The organism is Nonomuraea sp. C10 (assembly GCF_008017515.1).
GTDB classification, from domain to species: domain Bacteria; phylum Actinomycetota; class Actinomycetes; order Streptosporangiales; family Streptosporangiaceae; genus Nonomuraea; species Nonomuraea ferruginea.
The window spans coordinates 5,982,140-6,008,450 of the sequence record NZ_VPFF01000001.1; the positions used below are offsets into that span (position 1 = coordinate 5,982,140).

At 71.7% G+C, this 26,311-nt stretch carries 26 protein-coding genes; 7 read left to right on the forward strand and 19 right to left on the reverse strand.

Going from position 1 to position 26,311, the window contains the following annotated elements:
• Positions 1-14: 14 nt before the first annotated feature.
• The 5 genes from dapB to FR742_RS27415 all read right to left on the reverse strand — a co-directional run bounded on the left by dapB (position 15) and on the right by FR742_RS27415 (position 5,630).
• A complete protein-coding gene (dapB, locus tag FR742_RS27395; protein WP_148033604.1) occupies positions 15-752 on the reverse strand; it encodes a 4-hydroxy-tetrahydrodipicolinate reductase in 738 nt (245 codons plus the stop codon).
• Between the two features lie 24 nt (positions 753-776).
• Positions 777-2,087 (reverse strand): pitrilysin family protein, encoded by a 1,311-nt coding sequence (locus FR742_RS27400; protein ID WP_148033605.1) that lies wholly within the window; start codon positions 2,085-2,087, stop codon positions 777-779.
• A gap of 52 nt (positions 2,088-2,139) precedes the next feature.
• Positions 2,140-4,458: a polyribonucleotide nucleotidyltransferase gene (locus FR742_RS27405; protein ID WP_148033606.1), complete on the reverse strand. Its 2,319-nt coding sequence runs from the start codon at positions 4,456-4,458 to the stop codon at positions 2,140-2,142.
• A gap of 340 nt (positions 4,459-4,798) precedes the next feature.
• Entirely contained in the window at positions 4,799-5,068 is a 270-nt protein-coding gene (rpsO, locus tag FR742_RS27410) for a 30S ribosomal protein S15 (protein WP_148033607.1), read from the reverse strand.
• Positions 5,069-5,228: 160 nt separating this feature from the next.
• Positions 5,229-5,630, reverse strand: a complete 402-nt coding sequence (locus FR742_RS27415) for a VOC family protein (protein WP_148033608.1) — start codon at positions 5,628-5,630, stop codon at positions 5,229-5,231.
• An 80-nt stretch (positions 5,631-5,710) separates the two neighbouring features.
• Here FR742_RS27415 and FR742_RS27420 point away from each other — a divergent pair, with 80 nt between their 5' ends.
• Complete coding sequence (locus FR742_RS27420; RefSeq protein WP_148033609.1) at positions 5,711-6,304, forward strand: TetR/AcrR family transcriptional regulator; 594 nt, start codon at positions 5,711-5,713, stop codon at positions 6,302-6,304.
• On the opposite strand, the gene FR742_RS27425 is transcribed toward FR742_RS27420, so the two are convergent.
• Positions 6,294-7,220, reverse strand: a complete 927-nt coding sequence (locus FR742_RS27425; protein ID WP_148033610.1) for a bifunctional riboflavin kinase/FAD synthetase — start codon at positions 7,218-7,220, stop codon at positions 6,294-6,296. The two genes, FR742_RS27420 and FR742_RS27425, sit on opposite strands and share 11 nt — an antisense overlap.
• Before the next feature lie 80 nt (positions 7,221-7,300).
• Here FR742_RS27425 and FR742_RS27430 point away from each other — a divergent pair, with 80 nt between their 5' ends.
• The gene (locus tag FR742_RS27430) at positions 7,301-8,320 is read left to right on the forward strand and encodes a TRM11 family methyltransferase (protein WP_148033611.1); all 1,020 of its coding nucleotides are present in this window, start codon (positions 7,301-7,303) and stop codon (positions 8,318-8,320) included.
• Here FR742_RS27430 and truB read toward each other — a convergent pair.
• The 8 genes from truB to rimP form a co-directional block, all read right to left on the reverse strand.
• A complete protein-coding gene (gene truB, locus FR742_RS27435) occupies positions 8,317-9,192 on the reverse strand; it encodes a tRNA pseudouridine(55) synthase TruB (protein WP_148033612.1) in 876 nt (291 codons plus the stop codon). The two genes, FR742_RS27430 and truB, sit on opposite strands and share 4 nt — an antisense overlap.
• Positions 9,192-10,202, reverse strand: a complete 1,011-nt coding sequence (locus tag FR742_RS27440; protein WP_261808766.1) for a bifunctional oligoribonuclease/PAP phosphatase NrnA — start codon at positions 10,200-10,202, stop codon at positions 9,192-9,194. The genes truB and FR742_RS27440 overlap by 1 nt, the downstream gene beginning before the upstream one ends.
• Positions 10,203-10,210: 8 nt before the next feature.
• The gene (gene rbfA / locus FR742_RS27445) at positions 10,211-10,660 is read right to left on the reverse strand and encodes a 30S ribosome-binding factor RbfA (RefSeq protein ID WP_148033614.1); all 450 of its coding nucleotides are present in this window, start codon (positions 10,658-10,660) and stop codon (positions 10,211-10,213) included.
• Positions 10,661-10,701: 41 nt separating this feature from the next.
• Positions 10,702-10,998 carry a DUF503 domain-containing protein gene (locus FR742_RS27450; RefSeq protein WP_148033615.1) on the reverse strand — a complete coding sequence of 99 codons (297 nt, stop codon included), beginning with the start codon at positions 10,996-10,998 and terminating at the stop codon, positions 10,702-10,704.
• Between the two features lie 116 nt (positions 10,999-11,114).
• On the reverse strand, positions 11,115-14,234 hold the full coding sequence (gene infB, locus FR742_RS27455) for a translation initiation factor IF-2 (protein ID WP_148033616.1): 3,120 nt from the start codon (positions 14,232-14,234) through the stop codon (positions 11,115-11,117).
• A 113-nt stretch (positions 14,235-14,347) separates the two neighbouring features.
• On the reverse strand, positions 14,348-14,659 hold the full coding sequence (locus tag FR742_RS27460; RefSeq protein ID WP_148033617.1) for a YlxR family protein: 312 nt from the start codon (positions 14,657-14,659) through the stop codon (positions 14,348-14,350).
• Entirely contained in the window at positions 14,643-15,635 is a 993-nt protein-coding gene (gene nusA, locus FR742_RS27465; RefSeq protein ID WP_148034851.1) for a transcription termination factor NusA, read from the reverse strand. The genes FR742_RS27460 and nusA overlap by 17 nt, the downstream gene beginning before the upstream one ends.
• Positions 15,636-15,657: 22 nt before the next feature.
• The gene (gene rimP, locus FR742_RS27470; protein WP_148033618.1) at positions 15,658-16,143 is read right to left on the reverse strand and encodes a ribosome maturation factor RimP; all 486 of its coding nucleotides are present in this window, start codon (positions 16,141-16,143) and stop codon (positions 15,658-15,660) included.
• Between the two features lie 230 nt (positions 16,144-16,373).
• On the opposite strand from rimP, the gene FR742_RS46025 reads away from it, so the two are divergent.
• The 3 genes from FR742_RS46025 to FR742_RS27485 all read left to right on the forward strand — a co-directional run bounded on the left by FR742_RS46025 (position 16,374) and on the right by FR742_RS27485 (position 18,932).
• On the forward strand, positions 16,374-17,372 hold the full coding sequence (locus tag FR742_RS46025) for a ferritin-like domain-containing protein (protein WP_261808767.1): 999 nt from the start codon (positions 16,374-16,376) through the stop codon (positions 17,370-17,372).
• A 97-nt stretch (positions 17,373-17,469) separates the two neighbouring features.
• Positions 17,470-18,096 (forward strand): PadR family transcriptional regulator, encoded by a 627-nt coding sequence (locus FR742_RS27480; protein ID WP_148033619.1) that lies wholly within the window; start codon positions 17,470-17,472, stop codon positions 18,094-18,096.
• Between the two features lie 191 nt (positions 18,097-18,287).
• Positions 18,288-18,932: a DUF998 domain-containing protein gene (locus FR742_RS27485; protein ID WP_148033620.1), complete on the forward strand. Its 645-nt coding sequence runs from the start codon at positions 18,288-18,290 to the stop codon at positions 18,930-18,932.
• 68 nt (positions 18,933-19,000) lie between these two features.
• Here FR742_RS27485 and FR742_RS27490 read toward each other — a convergent pair whose 3' ends face one another.
• From FR742_RS27490 to FR742_RS27505, 4 genes are all read right to left on the reverse strand, one after another.
• The gene (locus tag FR742_RS27490; protein WP_148033621.1) at positions 19,001-19,792 is read right to left on the reverse strand and encodes a class I SAM-dependent methyltransferase; all 792 of its coding nucleotides are present in this window, start codon (positions 19,790-19,792) and stop codon (positions 19,001-19,003) included.
• Between the two features lie 62 nt (positions 19,793-19,854).
• Complete coding sequence (locus tag FR742_RS27495; protein WP_148033622.1) at positions 19,855-21,600, reverse strand: proline--tRNA ligase; 1,746 nt, start codon at positions 21,598-21,600, stop codon at positions 19,855-19,857.
• Between the two features lie 70 nt (positions 21,601-21,670).
• Positions 21,671-22,324 (reverse strand): hypothetical protein, encoded by a 654-nt coding sequence (locus tag FR742_RS27500; protein ID WP_148033623.1) that lies wholly within the window; start codon positions 22,322-22,324, stop codon positions 21,671-21,673.
• 103 nt (positions 22,325-22,427) lie between these two features.
• The gene (locus tag FR742_RS27505; RefSeq protein ID WP_261808768.1) at positions 22,428-22,880 is read right to left on the reverse strand and encodes a hypothetical protein; all 453 of its coding nucleotides are present in this window, start codon (positions 22,878-22,880) and stop codon (positions 22,428-22,430) included.
• Between the two features lie 246 nt (positions 22,881-23,126).
• Here FR742_RS27505 and FR742_RS27510 point away from each other — a divergent pair, with 246 nt between their 5' ends.
• Positions 23,127-24,428, forward strand: a complete 1,302-nt coding sequence (locus tag FR742_RS27510) for an FAD-dependent oxidoreductase (RefSeq protein WP_261808769.1) — start codon at positions 23,127-23,129, stop codon at positions 24,426-24,428.
• Positions 24,429-24,437: 9 nt separating this feature from the next.
• Positions 24,438-25,592 (forward strand): DUF6986 family protein, encoded by a 1,155-nt coding sequence (locus FR742_RS27515; RefSeq protein ID WP_148033625.1) that lies wholly within the window; start codon positions 24,438-24,440, stop codon positions 25,590-25,592.
• A gap of 4 nt (positions 25,593-25,596) precedes the next feature.
• Here FR742_RS27515 and FR742_RS27520 read toward each other — a convergent pair whose 3' ends face one another.
• Positions 25,597-26,277 (reverse strand): copper homeostasis protein CutC, encoded by a 681-nt coding sequence (locus FR742_RS27520; RefSeq protein ID WP_148033626.1) that lies wholly within the window; start codon positions 26,275-26,277, stop codon positions 25,597-25,599.
• Positions 26,278-26,311: the final 34 nt, after the last annotated feature.

Consider the following 26,311-nt stretch of genomic DNA (forward strand, 5'->3'; position numbering starts at 1 on the left):
GCACGGCCCGTTTCTCAGAGGTCGAGCAGGCGCTCCAGGCCCACGGTCAGCCCGGGAAGCTCACCGACCCGCCGCACCCCGAGCAGCACGCCGGGGGTGAAGGCGGCGCGGTTCATCGTGTCGTGACGGATGGTGAGGGTCTCGCCGCCGCCGCCGAGCAGCACTTCCTGGTGGGCGATGAGCCCCGACAGCCGGACGGCGTGGACGCGGACGCCGTCGACGTCGGCGCCGCGCGCCCCGTCGAGCTCGGAGCTGGTGGCGTCGGGCATCGGCCCCACCCCGGCCTCGGCGCGGGCCTGGGCCACCAGCTCGGCGGTGCGCCGGGCGGTGCCCGAAGGGGCGTCGGCCTTGTTGGGGTGGTGGAGCTCGACGATCTCGACGGACTCGAAGTGACGGGCGGCCCGCTGGGCGAAGTGCATCATGAGCACGGCCGCGATGCCGAAGTTGGGGGCGATCAGGCAGTTGGTGCCCGGTGAGCTCGCCAGCCAGCCCCGCACGGTGTCGAGCCGCTCGGCGTCGAACCCGGTGGTGCCGACCACGGGGTGGATGCCGTGCGCGATCGCCCACTCCAGGTTGTCCATCACCACGCCGGGATGGGTGAAGTCGACGACCACCTCGGCGCCTTCGAGGCCCTCGATCGGGTCGTCCTTGTCGACGGCGGCCACCAGCTCCAGATCGGACGCCGCCTCGACCGCCTTGCACACCTCGACGCCCACGCGGCCGCGGGCGCCGAGCACACCTACCTTGATCACAGGGTCAACCCTATACCCGGAGGGTCAGGTGATGGCGTGAGAGAAGTCCTTGTCACCGTACGGGCCGATCACGGCGAGCGTGAGCGGCCGGTTGAGCACGTCCGCGGCGATCTCGGAGAGCTCCCTGGCGGTCACCGCCTCGATGCGGGCCAGCACCTCGTCGACCGACAGCAGCTCGTCGTACACCAGCTCGTTCTTGCCGATGCGGGACATGCGCGAGCCGGTGTCTTCCAGGCCGAGCACGAGACCGCCGCGCATCTGGCCCTTGCCCCGGACGATCTCCTCCTCGGTCAGGCCGTCGGCCACGACCCTGGACACCTCGTCCCGGCAGATCTTGAGCACGTCGTCGATCTTGGAGGGCAGGCAGCCGACGTAGATGCCGAACTGGCCCGTGTCGGCGTAGGCGGAGGTGTAGCTGTAGACGGAGTAGGCCAGGCCGCGCTTCTCCCTGATCTCCTGGAAGAGCCGCGACGACATGCCGCCGCCGAGCGCGGCGTTGAGCACGCCGAGCGCGAACCGCCGGTCGTCGGTGCGGGCGATGCCGGTCGTGCCGAGCACCAGGTTGGCCTGTTCGGTCGGCCGGTCGAGCAGGCGCACGCCGGAGCGGGACTCCGCGCCGGGGCCGCTGGTGCGCGGCGGGGCCGAGGCGGCGGGGCCCGCGAGGACGCCCGCCCGCTCGTACGCCCGCGCCACCAGCTCCACGACCTCCTCGTGGCGGATGTTCCCCGCCACGGAGACGACGGTGCGCGGCGGCTGATAGTAGCGGCGGTAGTACTCGGCGATCCGGTCGCGTCCGAGGGTGTTGATGGACTCGACCGTGCCGAGGATCGGCCGGCCTATCGGCGAGTCGCCGTAGAGCGCCGCGGCGAACTGCTCGTGCACCACGTCGGACGGGTCGTCGTCGTGCATGGCGATCTCCTCCAGGATCACGCCACGCTCGGACTCGACGTCCTCGGGGTCCACGAGCGAGCTGGTCACCACGTCGGCGAGGACGTCCACCGCGATCGGCAGGTCCTCGTCGAGCACCCGCGCGTAGTAGCAGGTGTACTCCTTGGCGGTGAAGGCGTTGATCTCGCCGCCGATGCCCTCGATGGACGCCGAGATCTCCATGGCGTCCCTCGTGGGCGTGCCCTTGAACAGCAGGTGTTCGAGGAAGTGGGTGGCCCCCATGTGCTCGGGGGCCTCGTCGCGCGAGCCGATGCCGACCCACATGCCGACCGCGACACTGCGCACGGTCGGCATGGTCTCGGTCACCACGCGCAGCCCGCCGGGGAGGGTGGTGCGCTTGACCACCCCGGCCCCGTCGCGGCCGGCGTGCAGCGTGGTGGTGGTCACGCGACCTCCCTGGCCGGCCCCGTCACCTTGGCGCCGGTGCTGATTGTCACCGTCACGAGTTGCGGTCGTCGCCCTCGGAGCCGGCGCCGCGGGCGCGGACCCGGGTGCGGGTGCGGCGCGGGCGGTCGGCCTTGTCGCCGCCGTCGGACGCCGAGTCCTCGGGCTGGCCGGAGTCGCCCCTGGCCTCCTTCTCGGCGGCCTCCTTCTCGATGACCTCGACGGGCACCAGCGACAGCTTGCCCCGCTGGTCGATCTCGGCGATCTCCACCTGGACCTTCTCGCCGACGCTCATGACGTCCTCGACGTTCTCGATGCGCTTGCCGCCGTGCAGCTTGCGGATCTGGGAGACGTGCAGCAGGCCGTCCTTGCCGGGCATGAGCGAGACGAACGCGCCGAAGGCGGCGATCTTCACGACCGTGCCCAGGTAGCGCTCGCCGACCTCCGGCATGTGCGGGTTGGCGATCGCGTTGATCGCCGACCGCGCGGCCTCGGCCGACGGGCCGTCGGTGGCGCCGATGTAGATCGTGCCGTCGTCCTCGATGGTGATCTCGGCGCCGGTGTCGTCCTGGATCTGGTTGATCATCTTGCCCTTCGGGCCGATGACCTCGCCGATCTTGTCGACCGGGACCTTGATGGTGATGATGCGCGGTGCCGTCGGGTTCATCTCCGCCGGGGAGTCGATGGCCTCCTGCATCACCTCCAGGATCGCCAGCCTGGCGCCCTTGGCCTGCTTGAGCGCGCCGGCCAGGACCGAGGCGGGGATGCCGTCGAGCTTCGTGTCGAGCTGCAGGGCGGTGATGACGTCCCTGGTGCCGGCGACCTTGAAGTCCATGTCGCCCATGGCGTCCTCGGCGCCGAGGATGTCGGTCAGGGTGACGTAGGTGTCGCCCTCGCCGATGAGGCCCATCGCGATGCCCGCGACCATCTCCTTGAGCGGCACACCGGCGTCGAGCAGCGCCATCGTGGAGGCGCAGACCGAGCCCATCGAGGTCGAGCCGTTGGAGCCGAGCGCCTCGGAGACCTGGCGGATCGCGTAGGGGAACTCCTCGCGCGACGGCAGGACCGGGATCAGCGCCCGCTCGGCGAGCGCGCCGTGGCCGATCTCGCGGCGCTTGGGCGAGCCCACCCGGCCGGTCTCACCGGTGGAGTAGGGCGGGAAGTTGTAGTTGTGCATGTAGCGCTTGGTCCGCTCGGGGTTGAGCGTGTCGATGACCTGCTCCATGCGCAGCATGTTAAGCGTGGTGATGCCCATGATCTGGGTCTCGCCGCGCTCGAACAGGGCCGAGCCGTGCACCCGGGGCACCACGTGGACCTCGGCCGACAGGGCGCGGATGTCCTTGGTGCCGCGGCCGTCGATGCGCGTGCCCTCCTTGATGACGCGCTCGCGCATGAGCTTCTTCATCAACGAGCGGAAGGCGGCGGAGATCTCCTTCTCGCGACCCTCGAACTCGGGCAGCAGCTTCTCCGCGGCCAGTGCCTTGACCCTGTCGAGCTCGTTCTCGCGCTCCTGCTTGGCGGCGATGGTGAGCGCGGCGGCGAGCTCGTTCTTCACCGCGGACTCCACGGCGGCCAGGACGTCGTCCTGGTAGTCGAGGAACAGCGGATACTCGGCGGTCTCCTTGGCGGCGACCTGCGCGATCCGGCCCTGCGCCTCGCACAGCACCTTGATGAACGGCTTGGCGGCCTCCAGGCCCTCGGCCACGGTCTCCTCGGTGGGCGCGACCGCGCCCTCGGCGACCAGCTTGAGCGTGTCGCGGGTGGACTCGGCCTCCACCATCATGATGGCGACGTCGCCGTCGGCGAGCACCCGTCCGGCCACGACCATGTCGAACGTGGCCCGCTCCAGCTCGTGGTGGGTCGGGAAGGCCACCCACTGGCCCTCGATGAGGGCGACGCGGACGCCGCCGATCGGGCCGGAGAACGGCAGGCCGGCGAGCTGGGTCGACAGCGAGGCGGCGTTGATCGCCACCACGTCGTAGAGGTGCTCGGGGTTGAGCGCCAGGATGGTGGCGACCACCTGGATCTCGTTGCGCAGGCCCTTGACGAACGACGGGCGCAGCGGCCGGTCGATCAGCCGGCAGGTGAGGATGGCGTCCTCGGACGGACGGCCCTCACGGCGGAAGAACGAGCCGGGGATGCGGCCCGCGGCGTACATGCGCTCCTCGACGTCCACGGTGAGCGGGAAGAAGTCGAGGTTCTCCCTCGGCTGCTTGGACGCGGTGGTCGCGGACAGCACCATCGTGTCGTTGTCGAGATAGGCGACGGCACTGCCGGCCGCCTGCCGCGCGAGGCGTCCGGTCTCGAACCGGATCGTGCGTGTGCCGAACGAGCCGTTGTCGATGACGGCTTCAGCGGTGTGGACACCCTCCACGGGGGACCTCCTTGGTCAGTCGGTCTCCCGCGCCCTTTTCACCGGCACCCTCGTGCTTGACGGGAATGCGCCTCCCCACCGTCGTGTCCGGTGAAAGGCTGTGGCGGACTTCCCGTCAGTAGGTGCAGCGCCGGTCTTCGATCGAAGCGCCCGGTCTGGTTACCGGAAGCCACTACCGAGGACCGGCCCGCAGGCGTCGCGGGTCGCGTGGTGCTGAGCGGACGCGGGGGCTCTCAGTGTCTCGGATATTCAGTTGTACGTCAGGCGGGCGGCTCTCGGCCGCAGGACTCGCCGGACCCATATGAGAAGGGAGCGGCGAGTCCGCCGCTCCCTTTCCATGCTATCGGCGCAGGCCGAGCCGCTCGATCAGCGCACGGTAACGCGCGATGTCGACCTTCTGCAGGTACTTCAGCAGACGGCGACGGCGGCCCACGAGGAGCAGCAGACCCCGACGGCTGTGGTGGTCGTGCTTGTGGGTCTTGAGGTGCTCGGTCAGCTCGCTGATGCGCTTGCTCAGCAGCGCGATCTGCACCTCGGGCGACCCGGTGTCACCATCGGTCGTCGCGTACTCGGCGATGATGGACTTCTTGGCAGCGGTGTCGAGAGACACGGCTCTCCTTTGAGCTACGGGCACGCGCGGATGCGAATGTGCGAACGACCGTGCGTGCCTACAGTCGCCGCAGGAAGGCCTTAGGGCAGCGCGCGGCGCCGCCGTCACAGAGCCGACATGTAAGGTTACCACCACGGAGCGGATGCCGCGCTCAAGCTCTCTAGACGTACTGGGCCGCGTACTCTCCAGTGGGCTCGATCGGCTGGATGACGTCGATGAGCACCCCGTTGGGGTCGGCCACGATGAAGTGCCGCTGGCCGAAGTCCTCGCTGCGCAGCGGCAGCTCGGCCCTCAGCCCCGCGCCCGTGACGAGCCGCTCCCACTCCGCGTCCGCGTCGCCGACCTCGAAGTTGAGCAGCAGCCCCGCCGCCCTGTTGCGGTACGCCTCGGGCAGCGTGGGGTGCGCGTGGTCGAGCAGGGCCAGCTCGTACGTGCCACGCCTGAGGCTGACGTACCAGTCGGCCTCGAAGGTGACCTCGAACCCGAACAGCCCCACGTAGAAGTCACGCGATTCGGCCACCTTGTCGGTGCAGATCACCGGATAGAAGCTGGTGAGCTCCATGATGCCTCCATTTCACATACCACTGGTATGTCAAGGTACGCTAGTTCGCATACCGTCGGTATGTCAACTGGAGGCGCGCGATGACGAGAACCCGAGCCGAACAACGCGAGGAGACCAGGCGCACGCTGGTGACGGTGGGCAGACGGCTCTTCGCGGGCAGGGGCTACGCCGCGGTGGGACTGGCCGAGATCGTGCGCGAGGCGGGAGTGACCAAGGGCGCGCTCTACCACCACTTCGACGGCAAGGCGGCGCTGTTCCGCGCCGTGCTGGAGGAGGTGCAGCAGGAGGTGGGGGCCAGGGTGGCGGCCGAGGCCGACGCCGAACCCGACCCGTGGGATCAGCTCAAGGCGGGGTGCTCCGCGTTCGTGCGGGCCGCCGCCCACCCGGACGTGCAGCGGATCATGCTCATCGACGGCCCCGCCGTGCTCGGCTGGAACGAGTGGCGGGCGATGGACGAGGCCGCCTCCGCCCGCCATCTGGCCGAGGCGCTGACGGCGCTCGCCGCGTCGGGCACGATCACGGCCCGGCCGGTCGCCCCGCTCACCCGCCTGCTGTCGGGGGCGATGAACGAGGCGGTGCTGTGGCTGGCCCAGTCGGAGGCCGGCCCCGGCGACCTGGACGACACGCTGGCCGCGCTGTCGGGGCTGCTGGAGGGGCTGCGGGTCAGGACGTGAGGCGGCGGGCCTGGTCGACGTCGGCGTGGATCTGGTCGACGAGCTCCTCGATCGAGTCGAACCGGGTGTTGCCCCGCAGCCTGGCGGCGAAGTCGACCGCCACGTGCACCCCGTACAGCTCCAGGTCGTCGCGGTCGAGCGCGTACGCCTCGACCGTGCGCGGCACCCCCTCGAACGTCGGGTTGGTGCCGACCGAGATCGCGGCCGGCCAGCGCTCATCCTCGTAGAGCGCGGGCAGGTTGGCCACCGGCACGCACTCCAGCCAGCCCGCGTAGACCCCGTCGGCGGGGATCGCGGTCTGCGGCGGCGACTCGACGTTGGCGGTCGGGAAGCCGAGTTGCCGCCCCCGCTGGTAGCCGCGCACCACCACGCCCTCGACGCGGTGCGGCCTGCCCAGGTCGGCGGCGGCGCCGGCGACGTCGCCCGCCACCAGCCGCTCGCGGATCAGCGTCGAGGAGACGCCCTGGACCAGCGGCACCCCCTCGGCCGTGAAGTCGTACTTCTCGCCCAGCGCGCGCAGCGTCTCGACGTCACCCGCGGCCTGGTGGCCGAACGTGAAGTCCGCCCCCACCACGACCGCCCCCGCCCGCAGCCGGTCGGCGAGCACGCCCTGCGCGAACTCTGCCGGGCTCAGCTCGGCCGTCTCCAGTGTGAAAGGCAGCACGACCACCTCGTCCACGCCCAGTTCGCGCAGCAGCTCGGACCTGCGCTTGGCGCTGACCAGGCGCAGCGGCCGGTAGCCGGGCCGCACGACCTCCTCGGGCGGCGGCTCGAAGGTCAGCGCGACCGTGCGCAGGCCACGCTCGCGGGCGACCTCGACGGCCCGCCGGACCACCTGCCGATGGCCGCGATGCACGCCGTCGAACACGCCGATGGTGACGACTGACCTCTCCGATTCACGCACACCCGGCCCCATTCGCTCATCCCAGGATCAACCCTCCAAGCCTGCCATGCGCGGGCCCGTACCTCGCAACCGAGGGCGGTACGATCCGCTGCATGCCTCGATACGCGCTGCTGATCCTGCCTGCCTTCAACCGGGTCTACGCCGACAGCGCGCCCCGCCTCACCCGCGCCGAGCTGGACGTCTTCGCCGAGCGCGGGCTGGCGGCCGGCGTGCGGGCCATCGAGGAGACCCGCATCGGCGGGCTGCCCTACGTCACGTTCGAGACGGCGGAGCCGCTCTCCGGCCCGGACGTGGCGCTGCTGTCCAACCTGTCGTCGGTCTACGCCCTGTTCGGGGTGGAGGGCGAGCTGCTGCGTCCGGTGGAGCTCGACCCGCTCGACCGGCTGAGCAGCGACCTGATCACGATCCAGAAGTACGCTGGCAAGACCAACGAGCACTTCACCAAGCTGCTGCTCAACGTCACCGTGCTGGCCTCCGACTTCCCGCTCGGCGGCGCGCTCTCCGTGTTCGACCCGCTGTGCGGCCGCGGCACCACCCTCAACCAGGCGCTCATGTACGGCTACGACGCCTACGGGCTCGACCACGACGGCAAGGACTTCGAGGCCTACTCCGGCTTCCTGCGCACCTGGCTGAAGAACAAGCGGCTCAAGCACACCGCCGAGACCGTGCCGGTGCGCCGGCAGCGGGCGCTGGCCGGGCGGCGGCTGGACGTGGTGTTCGGCACCACCAAGGAGGCCTACAAGGCGGGCGACACCCAGAAGGTCACCGTGGTCAACGCCGACACCCTGCGCGCCCGGGAGTTCTTCAAGCCCGGCTCGTTCCACGCCGTCGTCACCGACGCCCCCTACGGGGTGCAGCACGGCAGCAAGGGCGGCGGCGGGCTGTCGCGCAGCCCGCTGGAGCTGCTGGAGCAGGCCACGCCGGTCTGGGCCGAGCTGCTGAGGCCCGGCGGCGCTCTGGGCGTCTCCTGGAACACCTACGGGGGCGGCCGGGACGAGCTGGCCGCCATCCTCACCGGTGCCGGCCTCGACGTGGTCGCCTACCCCGACTTCGAACACTGGGTCGACCAGGCGATCGTGCGCGACATCATGGTGGCGCGCAAGCCCGTCTAGGCGGAGACGAAGACCGCCAGCGGCTTGGCCATCCGGCCCTGCTCCTCCACCAACGCCAGCAGCTCGCCGTCGGGGCCGAACATGCCGATCGGGCCCTTGCCCAGACCGGCCGCGGGCAGCCGCCCGCCGTGCATGACCACCCTGGCCTCCTCCAGGCTCACGTCCCTGCGCGGGAACGCCGCCGCCACCGCCTCGCCGATCGGCAGGATCTCGCACTTCTCGGCGAGCTGGTCGAGAGTCCTGGCCTGGTCGAGCCCGTACGGGCCGACGCGGGTGCGGCGCAGCGCCGTCAGGTGCCCGCCGACGCCGAGCGCGCCGCCGAGGTCGCGGGCCAGCGCCCTGATGTAGGTGCCGGACGAGCAGCGCACGGTGGCGTCGACGTCGACCAAGTCCGGCTGCCGGCGGACCTCGGTGACCGCGAACTCGTGCACGGTCACCGGCCGGGCGGCCAGCTCGACCCCCTCGCCTGCGCGGGCCAGCTTGTAGGCCCGCTTGCCGTCGACCTTGATGGCGCTGACCTGGGGCGGGACCTGCATGATCTCACCGGTGAGCGCGGCCACGCCCGCCCGGATCGCCTCCTCGGCCACGTCCGCGGCCGAAGCGGTCGCGGTGACCTCGCCCTCGGCGTCGTCGGTGTTCGTGCCCACACCCAGCCGGATCGTGGCCTCGTACACCTTCTCGGTCAGCGCCAGGTGACCGAGCAGCCTGGTCGCCTTCTCCACGCCGACCACGAGCACGCCGGTCGCCATCGGGTCGAGCGTGCCGGCGTGCCCGACCCGGCGGGTGCCCGCCAGGCGGCGCAGCCTGGCCACCACGTCGTGGGACGTCCAACCGGCGGGTTTGTCGACGATGATCAAGCCGCTTTCGGCCATCACGCCTCTCTCAGCAGGGCCCTGAACTTCGCCATCGTGGCCTCGGGGCTGTCGTACGAGGTGAAACCGGCCGCGTTGTGGTGGCCGCCGCCGCCCAGCGCGGCGCACACGTGCGCCACGTCGATGCGGCCCTTGGAACGGGTCGACACCTGCCAGGCGCCCTGGTCGTCCTCCTTGAGCACCGCCGCCACGTCGGCCTCGTCGGTGCGCCGCACCACGTCGATGATGCCTTCGAGCTCGGTGTACGGGAGCCCGTACGCGGCCCGGTCGACCCGCGTCACGTAGGTCCACACCAGGCCGTCGTCGAGCGTCACCCGGCCGAGCGCCGCGGCCAGCACCTTGAGATAGCCGAACGGGGCGCGGTCCCACAGCTCCCTGGCGATCTCGTCGGTGTGCAGGCCGGTGGCCACCAGCCGGGCCGCCATCTGGTGTGCGGCCGGGCTGGTCGAGGAGTGGCGGAACGAGCCGGTGTCGGTGACCAGCCCCGCGTACAGGCAGGTGGCGATGTCGCGGTCGAGCGAGCCGCCGAGCCGGTAGATGAGCTGCTCGGCGAGCATCGCGGTGGCCGCCGCCCGGGCGTCGATGAGGTCGACGGTGCCGAACCCCTCGTTGGACGGGTGGTGGTCGACCACGATGAGCGTGCGGGCCCGGCGGACGCTGCCCTCCAGCAGCCCCAGCCGGGCGATCGACGGCGAGTCGAAGGTGATCATGAGGTCGGGCTCGGCCGGGTAGCGGTCGGGGGGCACCAGCATGTCCTGCCCCGGCAGGAAGCGGAGCAGGCGCGGCACGGTGAAGTCGTGGTCACCGAAGGAGGCGGCCACCCGCTTGCCCATCGAGCGCAGCACGAACCCGACGGCGAGCATCGAGCCGAGCGCGTCGCCGTCCGGCGAGATGTGGCAGGCCAGCGCGACCTCGTCGGCCTCGGAGATGAGACCGACCGCCCGTTCCCAGGCGTCCTCGGACACCGTGACGGAACCGCTCCTGGCCGGACGGCCCGGTCTGTCGCGCACGTCGGGGGTCACAGCGCCGAAGGCCCGTCCTGCTCGTCCTCTTCCGGCTTGCGGTAGGGGTCGGACTCGCCGGCGTAGGAGGCGCTCTGCGCCCGCTTCGCCACCTCGGCGTCACGCGCGCGCGCCGCCGAGATCAGATCGTCGAGCTGGCGGGCGCTGTCGGGCAGCGGGTCGTGCTTGAACGTCAGCGTCGGAGTGAAACGCACGCCGGTCTGACGGCCCACCTCGGACCTGATGACGCCCTTGGCGCTCTCCAGGGCGGCCGCGCTGTCGGCGCGCTCGGCGTCGGAGCCGAACACCGTGTAGAAGACCGTCGCCTCGCGCAGGTCGGCGGTGATCCGCGTGTCCGTCACGGTGACGAAGCCCAGACGCGGGTCCTTGATCCGGCGCTCCAGCATCTCGGCGACGATCTGCTGGATGCGGTCGGCGAGCTTGCGTGCTCGTGCTGCATCCACCATGTTCGCTCCCCCTCACGCACGACGAGCGGTCGTGCTTTCGTTCAGTCATCGTCGTTGTAGAGCCGCTGCCTGGCGGACAGGAGCTCGATCTCGGGGCGGAAGGCCACCAGCCGCTCGCAGGCGTCCATCACCTCTTTGCAGTTACCCGCGGAGGCGGAGATCACCGCGACGCCGACCTCGGCCCGCCTGTGCAGGTCGAGATGGCCGACCTCGGCCACGGCCACGGCGGGAAAGCGCCGGTGCAGCTCGGCGACCAGGGGACGCACGACGGATCGCTTCTGCTTCAGCGAGTGCACGTCGCCGAGCAGGATGTCCAGGGTCAGGGCACCCACATACATCGTTGGCAACCGCCGCTTGCACTGGTGTCGAGCGCACGCCGGGCCGGTGCGGCGGAGACCGGCCCGGACGCGCGGAAGGCGCCCGGCGGATGGCCCGCCGGGCGCCCGGCCACGGATCAGGCCCGCGGCTTCTCCCGCATCTCGAACGTCTCGATGACGTCGTCGATCCTGATGTCGTTGTAGCCGACGCCGATGCCGCACTCGAAGCCCTCACGGACCTCGGTCGCGTCATCCTTGAACCGGCGCAGCGACGAGACGGTCAGGTTGTCCGCGATGACGACGCCGTCGCGGATCAGCCTGGCCTTGCTGTTGCGGGTGATCACGCCCGAACGGACCAGCGAACCGGCGACGTTGCCGATCTTCGGCACCTTGAAGACCTCGCGGACCTCCGCCGTGCCCATCTGGACCTCTTCGAACTCGGGCTTGAGCATGCCCTTGAGCGCCGCCTCGATCTCCTCGATCGCCTGGTAGATGATCGAGTAGTAGCGGATGTCGACGCCCTCGCGCTCGGCCAGGTCGCGCGCCCGAGGCTCGGGGCGCACGTTGAAGCCGATGATGACCGCGTTGTCGTCGGCGACGGCGAGGTTGACGTCGTACTCGGTGATCGCACCGACGGCGCGGTGCAGGACACGGAGCCTGACCTCGTCGCCGACGTCGATCTTGAGCAGCGCGTCTTCCAGCGCCTCCACCGAACCGGACACGTCACCCTTGATGATGAGCTTGAGCTCGTCCACGCGGCCCTTCTCGAGGTCGCTGAACAGCTCCTCGAGGGTGAGGCGGCGGCTCGACTTCGCCATGTCGGCGCTGCGCTTGCGCGCCGCGCGCTGCTGGGCGATCTGCCGGGCCATCCGGTCGTCGGTGACCACGATGAAGTTGTCACCCGCGCTCGGCACCGCCGTCAGACCCATCACCAGGACGGGACGCGACGGGGTGGCCTCCTCCACCGGCTCGCCGGTGTCGTCGAGCATCGCCCGGACGCGGCCGTAGGCCTCGCCACAGACGATCGAGTCGCCGACGCGGAGCGTGCCGCGCTGGACCAGGACCGTCGCCACCGGGCCGCGCCCCTTGTCGAGGTAGGCCTCGATCGCGATGCCCTGAGCGTCCATCGTCGGGTTGGCGCGCAGGTCGAGCTCGGCGTCCGCGGTCAGCAGGATGGCCTCGAGGAGGTTCTCGATGCCCTGGCCCTTGAGCGCGGAGATGTCGACGAACAGCGTCGAGCCGCCGTACTCCTCGGCCACCAGGCCGTACTCGGTGAGCTGGGCCCTGACCTTGCTCGGGTCGGCGCCCTCCTTGTCGACCTTGTTGACCGCGACCACGATCGGCACGTCGGCCGCCTGGGCGTGGTTGAGCGCCTCGATCGTCTGCGGCTTGACACCGTCGTCGGCCGCGACCACCAGCACCGCGATGTCCGTGGACTTCGCGCCTCGGGCACGCATGGCGGTGAACGCCTCGTGACCCGGGGTGTCGATGAAGGTGACCCTGCGCTCCTGGCCTTCGTGCTCGGTGGTGACCTGGTAGGCGCCGATGTGCTGGGTGATGCCACCCGCCTCGCGCGCCGCCGTGTTGGTCTTGCGGATGGCGTCGAGCAGCTTGGTCTTACCGTGGTCGACGTGACCCATGACGGTCACCACCGGCGGCCGCGCGGCCAGGTCGGCCTCGTCGCCCTCGTTCTCGCCGAACTCGATGTCGAAGGCCTCGAGAAGCTCGCGGTCCTCCTCCTCGGGGCTGACGACCTGGATGTTGTAGTCCAGCTCGGCGCCGAGCAGCTGCAGCGTCTCCTCGTTGACCGACTGCGTGGCCGTCACCATCTCGCCGAGGTGCAGCATGATCTGCACCAGCGCGGCGGGGTTGGCCCCGATGCGGTCGGCGAAGTCGGACAGCGAGGCGCCGCGCGGCAGCCGGATCGTCGCGCCGTTGCCGCGAGCGACCTGCACGCCGCCGATCGCCGGTGCCGACATGTTGTCGAACTCCTGGCGCCTCTGGCGCTTGGACTTGCGGCCACGGGCCGGACGGCCACCGGGACGCCCGAAGGCGCCCGCCGTGCCGCCACCGCGACCACGGCCACCACCGCCGGGACGGCCGGCGAAACCGCCGCCGCCGCCGGGACCGCCGGTGCCCGTGCGCTGACCGCCGCCACCCGGGCGACCGGCGAAACCGCCGCCGCCACCGGGACGACCGCCACCGCCACCCGGACGGCCACCGCCACCCGGACGGCCGCCACCGCCGCCGCCGGGACCACCGGGACGGCCACCGCCGCCACCGGGGCCGGACGGACGGCCCTGCGGCATCATCATCGGGTTGGGACGCGGGCCACCCGGACGCGGGCCACCCGCACCAGGACCGGGACGCGGGCCACCGGCGCCGGGACCCGGACGCGGACCTGCCGCACCGGGCGGGCCGGGACGCGGACCGGGCGTGGGCCTGTCGCCGCCGCGACCCTGCGGCGGGCGCGGAGCGGCGCCGTCACGCGGCGGACCGTCGCGACGGTCGCGCGGGCCCGCGCCCGCACCGTCACGGTTGCCACCGGGACGCGGGCGCGCCTGGCCCATGCCGCTCGCGTTGGACGAGAACGGGTTGTTGCCGGGACGCGGGCCGCGCGGGCCCGGCTTGGGGCCGGGACGCGGGCCGCGGTCCGACGGCGCGCCGCCGGGGCGCGGAGCCTGCGCGGCGCCGCCACCCTCACGGCCGGCGCCGGGACGCGGGGCCGGACCCGGCTTGGGGCCGGGACGGGCCGCGGGACCGGGACGCGGGCCGGGCGTCGGCCGCTGCTGGCCGGTGTCGAACCGGGCCTGCGGGGCGCTGGGCGCCTCGCCGCGGGCGGCCTCGGGCTCCTGTCGCGGCTGCTGCTGCGGCTGCGGTGGCTGCTGCTGCTGCTGCGGCATCGGCACCGGCGGGCGAGGCGTGCCGCCTGCCGGGCCGGGACGCGGACCGGGCTTGGGCCCGGGACGCGGAGGTGATGAGGGGACCGACGCCTGAGGGGCGCCGTTTCCGGCCTGGCTGTCCGCCGGCCGGGGGGCAGCCTTCGGCGGCTGCGGTTTGCGGGACGGCGAACCGCCGCCCCTCGAGGGCGCGCCCTTCGACGCACCCAGAGCTTCGGTGAGCCTGCGGACCACCGGCGCTTCGATGGTGGAGGACGCCGAACGGACGAACTCCCCCATCTCCTGGAGCTTGGCCATGACGACCTTGCTCTCTACGCCGAACTCCTTAGCGAGCTCGTATACCCGGACCTTCGCCACTGCACTCCCTAACTCGGCCCGGGAGGCTGGCTGTGCCGTCCGGACCGTCGCTACCTTGACGTCTTCATCGCCGCGTGCTCATCAGGCGCTCATAGCAATCTGACTCCGCCCCATCAACTCGGCGTCCTACATGACATTTCGTGGTTCTCCTTCAGGTGTGCCCGCACGCGCGAGACGTCGAGCGGCCCCGGCACGCGAAACGCGCGCGGGAACGCCCGGCGACGCTCGGCGAGCTCCAGACAGTTCATGGACGGGTGCAGCGATGCACCCCTGCCAGGAAGCCGTCCTCGCTGGTCGGGGACCACCTGGTCCTCGACCAGCACCAGTCGGAGCAGCTCGGACTTGTCCGTGCGAACCCTGCAGCCCACACAGGTGCGCTGTGGGGCCGCGTGGCAACCATATTCCAGATTACCGTGTCGACGCATCTACGGAACCGGCGGCATCCTCTGCCTGGGTGTCGGGACGGATGTCGATCCGCCAGCCTGTCAGCCGCGCGGCAAGCCGGGCATTCTGCCCTTCCTTGCCGATGGCCAGCGAGAGCTGGTAGTCGGGCACGATGACCCGGGCCACCCGTCCGTCGAGATCGAGAACCTCGACATGGGAAACACGGGCGGGCGACAGGGCATTCCCGACGAACTCACCAGGGTCCTCGGACCAGTCGATGATGTCGATCTTCTCGCCGTGCAGCTCGGTCATCACGTTGCGCACCCGCGAGCCCATCGGGCCGATGCAGGCGCCCTTGGCGTTGACGCCGGGCTTGCGCGACCGTACGGCGATCTTGGTGCGGTGGCCGGCCTCGCGCGCCACCGCGGCGATCTCGACGGTGCCGTCGGCGATCTCCGGCACCTCCAGCGCGAACAGCTTCTTCACCAGGCCCGGGTGGGTGCGCGAGAGCGTGACGGATGGGCCCTTGTGGCCCTTCTTCACCTGCACCACGTACGCGCGGATGCGCTCGCCGTGGGTGTATTCCTCGCCCGGCACCTGCTCGTGGGCGGGCAGGACGGCCTCGATCTTGCCGAGGTCGACCAGCACCACCCGCGGATCCTTGCCCTGCTGGATCACGCCGGAGACCAGCTCGCCCTCGCGGCTGGCGAACTCGCCGAAGTTGATCTCGTCCTCGGCGTCGCGCAGCTGCTGCAGGATGACCTGCTTGGCGGTGGTGGCCGCGATCCGGCTGAAGTTGCCCGGAGTGTCGTCGTACTCGCGCGCGATCTCGCCGTCCTCGTCGAGCTCGGCCGCCCAGATCGTGACGTGGCCGGTCGCCTTGTCGAGCTCGGCGCGCGCCTTGGCGCCGGCTCCCTCGGTGCGGAAGTAGGCGATCAGCAGCGCGTCTTCGATGGCCTTGACGACCAGGTCGAAGGAGATGTCCTTCTCCCGCTCCAGGCTGCGCAGGACGCTCATGTCGATGTCCACGAGGCTCCCCCTAGCCCTCGTCGCCGTCGACGTCGTCGATGCGGCGAAACTCCACCTGCACCCGCCCGCGGGCCAGGTCTTGATAGTCGAGCCTGCGAGCGGCGCCGTCGACCTCGAGGTCGACTCCGGCGTCGTCGGCTGACAACACCCTGCCCTCGATGAGGCCGCCGTCTCGCATCTCCGCCTTGACCAGCCGCTTGGCGGCGCGCCTCCAGTGGCGCGGCTCGGTCAGCGGACGGTCGACCCCGGGCGAGGACACCTCGAGCGTGTAGGGAGCGGCGCCCATCGCGTCGTCCTCGTCGAGGGCCGCCGAGACGGCCTGGCTCACGTCGGCCACGTCGTCGAGGCTCACGCCGCCGTCACGGTCGACGACCACACGGAGCAGCCGCCGCTTGCCGGCCTTGGTGACCGTCACGTCCTCCAGGTCGAGGCCCTCAGCGGCGACCACGGGCTCCAGGAGCTTCATCAGGTGGTCGCGGGGTGACGCGCTGCCCATATCGACCTCCCCTATTGTCGAGTCACAGCCGGGCGGACCTCGCCACTGGCTCAGCGCCGCCGGCCCGCTCGGCCAGCGACGACAGTTGACACCCTATCTGTTCGGCGGCCTGCGCAGAGCGTCACTCACCCCGCTCGCCGTGATCCCCGCACACGCCGCGCCTGACCGCGTGCGGGGGTGCCAGCCCGTACGATGCTCTCTGCAGTCCGCAACAGTGAAAGGTCCTGCTCGTGCGCCAGCCTCACCTCTCCAGGCGAGCCCTGCTGGCGGGCGGGGCCGCCGTGGCGTTGCTCGCGGGCTGCAGCGCGCCGCCCGACCCCCAGCCGGTACGCGACACCCCCGAGCAGGCGCTCGCCCGCGTCCTCATCGCCGACAAGGAGCGGACGATCGCGCTCTACGCGGCGCTGATCGCCGACGGCGGCAAGCTCACCGCCTATCGCGACCGCCACCTCGCCCACCTGGCCGAGCTGCGGCGACGCTTCCCCGGGCTGACCGCCCGGCCTCCCGCGCAGTCCCCCAGCCCGGCCGCCAGCCCGTCGGCTACAGCGTCGGCCACGGCGTCGGTCTCCCCCACCGCCACGGCCGCGCCCAAGATGACGCTGTCGCGGCTGCGGGCGCTGGAGCGCGAGGCGGCGGCGCGGCGGCCCGCCCAGCTCGCGGGTGTGGCGCCCGCCCTGGCCCAGCTGGTGGCGAGCATCGGCGCCTGCGAGGCCCTGCACGCCGCCTCCGTCGTCAAGCCGCCCCGGCCGCCTGCCGCCGGCGCCCACGGCGATCCTGGAGACGTCGAGAAGCTCCGCAAGGCGCTCTCGGCCGAGCACGCCGCGGTCTTCGCGTACGGCCTGATGGGCGCCCGCACCACCGGCTCCCTGCGCACCCGCCTCACCCGCGCCTTCGACGCGCACCGCGACCGCCGCGACCAGTTGCGCCGCCTCATCACCGCCCGCGGCGGGCAGCCCAGCGAGGCCCAGGCCTCCTACGCGCTGCCGTCCGTCCCGTCGAGCGCTGCGGCGGCCTCCCGGCTCGCGGCCCACGTCGAGACCGGGCTCACCGCGTCCTATCTGGAGCTGGTGGCGGCCGGGGACACCGCGCTGCGGCGCTACGCGGCGGTGGCCGTGCAGGAGGCGGTGGTCCGGGCCCACTCCTTCCACCGGGGCGTCACCACGGCCTTCCCGGGCATGCCGGCGCCCGCCGCTCCCGCCCCGTCCGTCACCCCGACTCCCGGCGGCTGACCTTCGGCAGCGTGGTCCGCTCCCTTGGAGGGCTCGGCGAAGTAGTTGACATCGACTAGCCGACGCCGGATAGTTGATCCTGACTACAGGAGGCGTGATGGCGGGGAAGCGCAAAGTGGGAAACCTGCTGGCGCTGGCCGTCCTGTCCTATCTGAGCCGGCGTCCCATGCACCCGTACGAGCTCGGCCGGACCCTGCGCGAGCACGGGGACGCCCGCAGCATCAAGTACAACCACGGCTCGCTCTACATGGTCGTCGGTCAGCTGGCCCGCGCCGGGCTCATCGTCGAGGTCGGCACGAGCCGGCAGGGACAGTTGCCGGAGCGGACCGTGTACGGGCTCACCGACGAAGGGCGGCGGGAGCTGCGTGACTGGCTCAGCGAGCTGGTGGAGCAGCCGAAGCACGAGTATCCGGGGTTCGTGGCCGCGCTGTCGCTGATCGGCGCGCTGCCGCCGGACCAGGTCGTGGAGCTGCTGCGCAGGCGGCTGGAACGGCTCGCCGCGCAGCGCGCGGAGATCGCCGCCCTGATCGAGGACACGGTGGGCTCCGGCATGCCGGAGCTGTTCGTCGTCGAGGAGGAGTATCGGCTCGCGCTCCTGGAGGCCGAGACGGCGTTCGTCGAACGGTTCGTCCGGCGGATCACGGACCCGGAGACCGGCTGGGGCCCCCAGTGGGCGCGGGCGCACGCCGCCTGGAGCGCCGACGGGGGTGGTCCGCCGGGCTGACCCCGCTCAACGGACTGCCGCCACGGCAGGCCCGAGGGGCAGGACCCCGGTGCGGTGCGGGAACACCGCGACCGGGGTCGGCCTCGTATGCAGATCCCGCGGGAACGGAACCCGGTGCACGAGGTCGGCAACCGCAAGGGTAACCGGGATTCCTCCCCGTGGGGCACGTCGATCACTGGAGGAGTTCTGTCATGTTCCGTCCCGCTTACCCGTTAACCGCTCCATGGATGGCCCTGGGGGCGGTCGCCGGGCCCGCGCTGTTCGCGCTGTCCTGGGTCGTGCTCGGCCTGGTCAGCCCGGGCTACACGCTCTTCGGCCACCGGTTCACCGGATACTCGCCCATCAGCCAGCCCGTCAGCGGGCTCGGCATGGGCGTCACCGGGCCCTTCATGAACGCCGCGTTCGTCGTCACCGGGCTGATGCTGATCGCCGGTGTGGCCGGCGTCTTCCGCACGTTCGCGGGGCCCGGCCGCCTGGCCTGCGTGGTGCTGCTCGGGCTGAGCGGCGTGGGCCAGATCCTCTGCGGGATCTTCACCCTTGAGGAGATGATGCCGCACACGCTCGGCTACCTGCTGGCGATCGGCACGCCGGTGATCGGCTTCCTGGTGGCGGGGAGGTACTTCCGCCGGATGCCCGGCCTGCGCCGGTTCGGCACGTGGCTGCTCGTGGGCAGCCCGCTGACGCTGGTGCTGCTCGTGCTGTTCTTCCTGACCTTCCAGCCCACGGCCGACGGGGCCGAGCAGGGTGTGGCCGGGCTGGTGCAGCGGCTGGGGATCGTCGAGGTGCACGCCTGGTTCGCGGCCATGGGCGTGCTTGCCTTCAGGAGGCGGGTATGAGGACCGCCCGCGAGCGCTGACGCGTCGCCGCCTCGCTTCCGGGCGAGGCGGCGACCCTCCCGAAGAGGTCAGCGGCGGCGGCAGATCATGAGCTCGGTGGTCGGGCTCTCGCGGAGCACCCGGACCAGGCGGCGTTCGAGCGGATGCAGCAGGGCGCCGGCCAGCCAGCCTGTGATCTCGGTCAGCGTGACCGCGCGCAGGAAGCCGCCCCACAGCTTGCGCCAGACGGGGTTGGCGTCCACCTGGGCGTTCATCAGGACGAGCATGGGGACGCGGCGCAGCACCTCGAACCCGGCCTCGTCGAGGGCCGCGGTGATCCACGGCAGCGTGTGGTTGACCTGGTAGTCGGAGCGCTGCTCGGGCCGGTGCAGGAAGTTCTCCGACAGCACGAAGACGCCGCCGGGCTTGACCGCCCTGCCGATGTTGGTCAGGGCGGCGCGGTAGCGCGTGTCGTCGGTGATGTGGAAGAGCATGTCCATCGCCGACACGACGTCGTAGGAGGCGTCTTCGAGTGCGTCGCCGGGGTCGGCGATGTCGAGCCGCAGGAACGCGTCGCGGGGGAAGCGGCCGCGCAGGCGGTCGACGGCCGCCTCGGTGAGGTCGCTGCCCGTGATGGACTCGGCGCCCAGCGCCCGCCACTGGCGGACGTAGAAGCCGGTGCCCGACCCGATGTCGAGGACCCGGGACTTGGGCAGGTCGAGACCCAGGGCGGTGACCTCGCGGCGGAAGCCCTCGGCGCGGACTCGGTACATCCAGATGTTGAACGCCCTGCCGAGGGCCTTGTAGCCGACGCCGCTCTCGGTCCAGTCGGACTGCAGGCGTCGCTCCCAGAAGTCTTTCAGTTCGACGTGTGGCTTCACCGGGTCGAGACTTACAGCCCCCCACCGCCCCGTCAAACCGGGGCGGTGTTTCGCCGGAATTGTCAGGATGAGCAGGCGGCGACGACCCGGTCGGCGGCCTCCGCGAGCGGGATCTCCTGCTTCTCGCCGGTCACCCGGTCGCGCAGCTCGGCCACCCCCTGGGCCAGGCCGCGGCCGATCACCACGATCGTCGGGACGCCCAGCAGCTCGGCGTCCTTGAACTTGACGCCGGGCGACACCTGGGGCCGGTCGTCGACGAGCACCCGCAGGCCGCGCGACTCCAGCTCGGCGGCCAGCTCCAGGGCGGCCTCGACCTGGCGGTCCTTGCCGGTGCCGACGATGTGCACGTCGGCGGGGGCGACCTCGCGCGGCCAGACCAGGCCGAGCTCGTCGTGGGCCTGCTCGGCGATGACCGCCACCGCGCGGGAGACGCCGATGCCGTAGGAGCCCATGGTGACGCGGACCGGCTTGCCGTCGGGGCCGAGCGCGTCGAGCCCGGCGGCGTCGGCGTACTTGCGGCCGAGCTGGAAGATGTGGCCGATCTCGATGCCCCGGTCGATGGAGAGCGCCGAGCCGCAGCGGGGGCAGGGGTCGCCGGCGCGCACCTCGGCCGCCTCGACGGTGCCGTCGGGCTCGAAGTCGCGGCCCGCGACGACGTCGGCGGCGTGCTTGCCCGGCTCGTTGGCGCCGGTCACCCAGGCGGTGCCGGTGACGACCCGGGGGTCGACGAGGTAGCGGATGCCGAGCTCGCGCAGCACCTGCGGGCCGATGTAGCCGCGGACCAGGCCGGGATGCCTGGCGAAGTCGTCGGCCTCGAAGATGGCGGGCTCGCCGGGGGCGAGCGCGGCCTCCAGCCGCTTGAAGTCGACCTCGCGGTCGCCGGGCACGCCGATGACCAGGGTCTCGACCTTGTCGGAGCCGGGCGTGGACACCTTGACGACGACGTTCTTGAGCGTCTCGGCGGCGGTGATCGACAGACCGTGGTGCTCGTTGACGTGCGAGACCAGCGACTCGATGGTCGGGGTGTCGGGGGTGTCCATGACGCGCAGGGCGGGCAGCCCGTCGAGGGCGCGGGCGGGCGGCGCGGGAGTGGTGACGGCCTCGGCGTTGGCCGCGTAGCCGCACGAGTGGCAGGCCACGAACGTGTCCTCGCCGGTGGGCGTGGGCGCCAGGAACTCCTCCGAGGCCGACCCGCCCATCGCGCCCGACGTGGCGAACACGATCTTGTAGCGGATGCCGAGCCGGTCGAAGGTGCGGATGTAGGTCTCGCGGTGCTGCTCGTAGGAGTGCTTGAGGCCGTCGTCGTCGAGGTCGAAGGAGTAGGAGTCCTTCATGAGGAACTCGCGGCCGCGCAGGATGCCCGCCCGGGGCCTGGCCTCGTCGCGGTATTTGGTCTGGATCTGGTAGAGCGTGACCGGGTAGTCCTTGTAGGAGGAGTATTCGCCCTTGACCATGTCGGTGAAGAGCTCCTCGTGGGTGGGCCCGAGCAGGTAGTCGGCGCCCTTGCGGTCGTGCAGCCGGAAGAGCGTGTCGCCGTACTCGGTCCAGCGGCCGGTGGCCTCGTAGTATTCGCGGGGCAGCAGCGCGGGGAAGAGCACCTCCTGGGCGCCCATCCGGTTCATCTCCTCGCGGACGACGCGGGCGATGTTCTCCAGCACCATCTTGCCGAGGGGCAGCCACGAGTAGATTCCGGGCGCTACCCGGCGGACGTATCCGGCGCGAACGAGGAGCTTGTGGCTCGGCACTTCCGCGTCTGCCGGGTCGTCCCGCAGGGTGCGAAGAAACAACGACGACATGCGCAGCAACACGGCTACTCCTTGCTCGAAACCGGCTTGAAGGATTACAGGCTATCGATTCCGAGGAGGCGTACGCGCGCGCTTATCCCCCGGGCAGGACGGCCAGCCCCATGGCGAACAGCCCGGCGATGACGGCGGCCAGCGCGAGAGCGCGCGCCCTGGCCGGCCCCGTGCGGCGCAGCAGGAGCACGGCGGCGGCCGCAAGGGCCCCCACGGGCAGGGCTGGCAGCGGCCAGAAGTACGGCTCGGCGGCGATGAACCCGGGCGTCGCCCGGTCCACGACGTCGGTCACCACGGCGGCGCCGATCACCCCGGCCGCGAGATCGCCCCACCGGTCGTCCCTGCGGGTCGCGTAGGCGAGCAGCCCGAGCCCGACGAGCAGGGCGAACGTCCAGTGGAGCCCGGCCGGCGTGCCACCGAGAAGGGTGACGTCGAGATCGCCGCGCAGGGCGCCGCCGCCCATGGTGGCCACCACGGTCGACACCGCTGCCAGGAACGTGGTCAGCAGCGCCCAACCGAAGCCGGTGGCGGTGGCGCCGACGGCGACCGTCAGGGCCAGATAGGCGTACGGGTCGTAGACCTGGCCAGCCCAGCCGGGGATCCGGCCGGCGCCGAGCATGCCGACGAGGCCGACGGCCAGTCCGGCGAAGAAGGCCACCACCAAGTGGATCTCGATGCGTCGCTGACGACGGTCGAATTCGAGAAAGTAGTCGTGGTCGATCGTGCTTGTCTTCATCTCAATACTCAGGTCATCCCTCCTCAGGCAGACGCCGCGGACGACCAGTTCCACATTATGTGACCGTACAAGAAAGGCAAATTTCGGTTAACCGGAAGTAACGTCAGCCGCCCAGGAGTTCTTCCCACGGATGGCGGGTGTTGGTGCGGCGGGTGGTGTCGAGCGCCTCGGCCAGGCGCCAGAGGCCGGGGCGGGCGCGCACTCGTGCCCGGCCCATCGGGTCGATGGCGCGCAGCTCGAAGCGGACGCCCATGACGTCGAGCACGGCGCAGGAGTCGCCGCTCGTGCCCGTCGTGACCAGGCCAGGCATACGGTCGGAGAGCAGGGCCGCCACCTCGGCGGCGAACGGGCCGTCGCGCCACTCGACGTGCCAGCTCGGGTCGGCGCCGCGCCACCAGGTCAGGTCGCGGCAGGATTCGATGAAGTCGGCCTCGGTCGCGAGCGCGGCCATGACCCGGCCGAACGCCTCGTAATGCACCGCGCCGCCGGCCGGCAGGTCGGCCGCGGCGGGCGGCGTGCCGTCCTTCGTCCGTCGCAGCGCGTGCTTTCGCCTCACGGGCAACACTGTGATCGGCGTGGACGCGTTTCCGCAAGGGGCGGGTGGGTCAGAAGTGCGGGGCCCGGCGGCTGCGGACATAGGCCGAGATAGGCGGATATCGACAGACGTCACGTTCGGGCGGTATGCACGAAGGGCGGGGGTTCATCCGTACGGACGATCGGGGATAAATCGATCACACCGGCAGGTTGCACCTGGTGGGGCGTGTGCCCACTGGTACACAATCTCCGGAACGAGGGAGGCAGCGTGACGTTGCGCGTGGCGGTCATCGGATCCGGTCCTGCTGGGATCTACACGGCGGAGGCCTTGATCAAGCAGTCCGGCGGAGCCGTGGAGGTGGACGTCCTCGAACGGCTGCCAACCCCGTACGGGCTGGTCAGGTACGGCGTCGCGCCCGACCACACGTCGATCAAGTCGATCGCCAACTACCTGCGCAAGGTGCTGGAGCAGCCGGAGGTGCGCTTCCTCGGCGGCGTCACGCTGGGCGAGCACGTGACCGTCGAGGACCTGCTGGCCTGCTACGACGCGGTCGTCTACTGCACCGGCGCGATGGTGGACCGGCGGCTGGGCATCCCCGGCGAGGACCTGCCGGGCAGTGTCGCCGCCACCGACTTCGTGAACTGGTACTGCGGCCACCCCGACGTGGACCCGTCGCGGTTCACGCTCGACAGCCCCGAGGTGGCGGTGATCGGCGTCGGCAACGTGGCCGTCGACGTGGTGCGGATCCTGGCCAAGACCTCCGAGGAGCTGAGCGCCACCGACGTGCCCCACGAGGTGCTGGAGCGGCTGGAGAGCAGCCAGGTCAAGGCCATCCACATGATCGGCCGCCGTGGGCCCGAGCACGCCAAGTTCACCCTGAAGGAGCTGCGCGAGCTGGGCGAGCTCGCCAACGCCGACGTGTGCGTGCGCCCCGATGAGGCCGTCGTGCTCGGCGCCGACTTCCCCCGCCAGATCCGGGGCAACATCGAGGTGCTGCGCTCGTGGTCGGAGCGCAGCCCGGCCGGCCGGCCGCGCCGCCTGGACGTGCGGTTCTGGCTGCGTCCGGTGGAGATCCTGGGCACCGAGCGGGTCGAGGGGCTCAAGCTGGAGCGCACGATCCTCTCGCCGGAGGGCCGCGTGGTCGGCACCGGCGAGTACGAGACGCTGCCGGTCGGCATGGTGCTCCGCTCGGTCGGCTACCAGAGCGTCCCGCTGCCCGGGGTGCCGTTCTCGGAGAAGACGATGACCGTGCCGAACGCGGCGGGGCGGGTTCGCGAGCGCGAGTACGTCGCCGGCTGGCTCAAGCGCGGCCCGACCGGCGTGATCGGCACGAACAAGTCCGACGCCGCCGAGACCGTCCGCACGCTGCTGTCCGACCTGTCCGGGCAGGCGCCGCGCGACCTCAGGCCGCTCGACGCGCTGCTGTCCGAGCGCGGGGTGCACCCGGTGACGTACGAGGAATGGCTGGCGATCGAGTCGGCCGAGGCCGAGCTGGCCAAGTCGCTGGGCCGCGGCGAGCGGGTCAAGCTGACCGGCCTGGAGGCGATGCTGCGGGCCTGCCGTCCCTGAGAGGAACGCATGCGTACCACCGTCCCGTCAGGCGTGCCCGGCTTCCCCGAGGTCTACCGGCTGCAGCAGGAGCGCTACCCCGCGGCCGAGCCCGGCTGGCAGCCCGTGCACACCGTGTACGTGCCCGCCGACCGGTTCGGCGCCGGCACCGTGGCCGCGTGGGGCGACGAGGCGCTGGCACTGGCTAAGGCGCACCTGGCCACGCCCGCCGAGCTGGCCGAGGTGTTCGACGTGCCGGCGGAGCTGTCGGCCGCCGTGCACGAGCGGGTGCTGCGCAAGCTCGCCGGCGAGCCGGTCGAGGACCTGCGGGTGGACTTCGAGGACGGGTACGGCGTGCGCCCGGACGAGGAGGACGGCCACGTCGAGCAGGCGGTCGAGGCGCTGGCCGCGATGCGCGCGGCGGGCACGCTGCCGCGCCGGTGGGGGCCTCGGGTGAAGTCGTTCGCCGACGGGGACCCGGAGCGGTCCGTGCGGACGCTCGACGGGTTCGTCACCGGGATCGTCGAGCGGCTCGGCGAGCTGCCGGACGGTTTCGTGGTGACCTTCCCCAAGGTGCTGATGGAGGCGTACCTCGGGCAGTTCGTCGCGTTCCTGGAGCGGCTGGAGCGGGCGCTGGGGCTCTCCCCGCTGCGGTTCGAGATCCAGGTGGAGGCGCCGCAGACCGTGCGGTTCCTGCGCGCCGAGCTGGCCGGCGAGCTGGGCGGGCGGCTGTCGGCGGCGCACTTCGGGGTGTTCGACTACACCGCGGCGCTCGGGCTGCCGCCGCACGAGCAGCGGCTCGACCATCCGGCCTGCGACCACGCGCGGCACGTGACGCAGACGGCGTTCGCGGGCACCGGGGTGGAGCTGTCGGACGGTTCGCTGGCCGCCTCCCCCGCCTCCGGCTCGTCCGCCGACGTGCGGGCGCTGTGGCGGCGGCATGCGGCGCTGGTGCGTCACTCCCTGGCGCACGGGTTCCACCAGGGGTGGGACATGCATCCGTCGCATCTGGTGAGCCGGTTCGCCACCGTCTACGCCTTCCATCTGGCGCGTTACGACGCCTACCGGGAGCGGGTGCGCGCCTGGGAGGAGCGGCGCGCGGCCGGGGGCGGCGTGATGGACGAGCCGGCGACCGTCAAGACGCTGGTGGCGGCCCTGCGCCGGGCCGACGCGGCCCTGCCCTGACCGGCTAGTCGCGTTCGACGAGCGAGCGCCAGCGGCGGACCAGCTGCGCGTCCACCGGGTCCGTCCAGCTCCGCCGGACCGCCGAGCCGACGTGGAAGGCGCGTACGCCGTAGTCCAGCAGGTCCGCCACGTGCCGGGGCCTGAGACCGCCGCCGGCCATGATGATGGAGCCGTCGCCGGCGTCGGCGCGGCCCTTGAGCACGGGCAGCCCGTCCCCCACGCCGTGCGGCGAGCCCGCCGTCAGCACCGTGGCGAGGTTGGGCAGCAGGCGGACGGCCCGCCAGGAGGCCTGTGTGTCGGCCGCGTGGTCGACCGCCCGGTGGAACGTCCAGGGCAGCGGGGACACCGCGTGGATGAGCGCCTCGGTGGCCGCCAGGTCCACGGCTCCCGCCTCGTCCAGGAACCCGAAGACGAACCCGGCCGCGCCCGCCTGCGCCAGCTCGCGGGCGTCGGCGCGCAGCCTTTCCAGCACGTCGCCGTCCGCGGCGAACCCGCCGTCGCAGCGGAGCATCACCATCTGCGGCAGCGGGCACTCGGCTGCGATGGCCGCGACCGTCTCGGGCGCCGGAGTGAGCCCGCCCTCCGCCATCCCGGTGACGACCTCCAGGCGGTCGGCGCCACCTTGTTCAGCCGCCACGGCGTCACGCACGCCGAGCGCGATGACCTCCAGCAGGGATCCCGTCATGCTGGAGAGGGTATAGGCAGCTCTGCCCTGATTT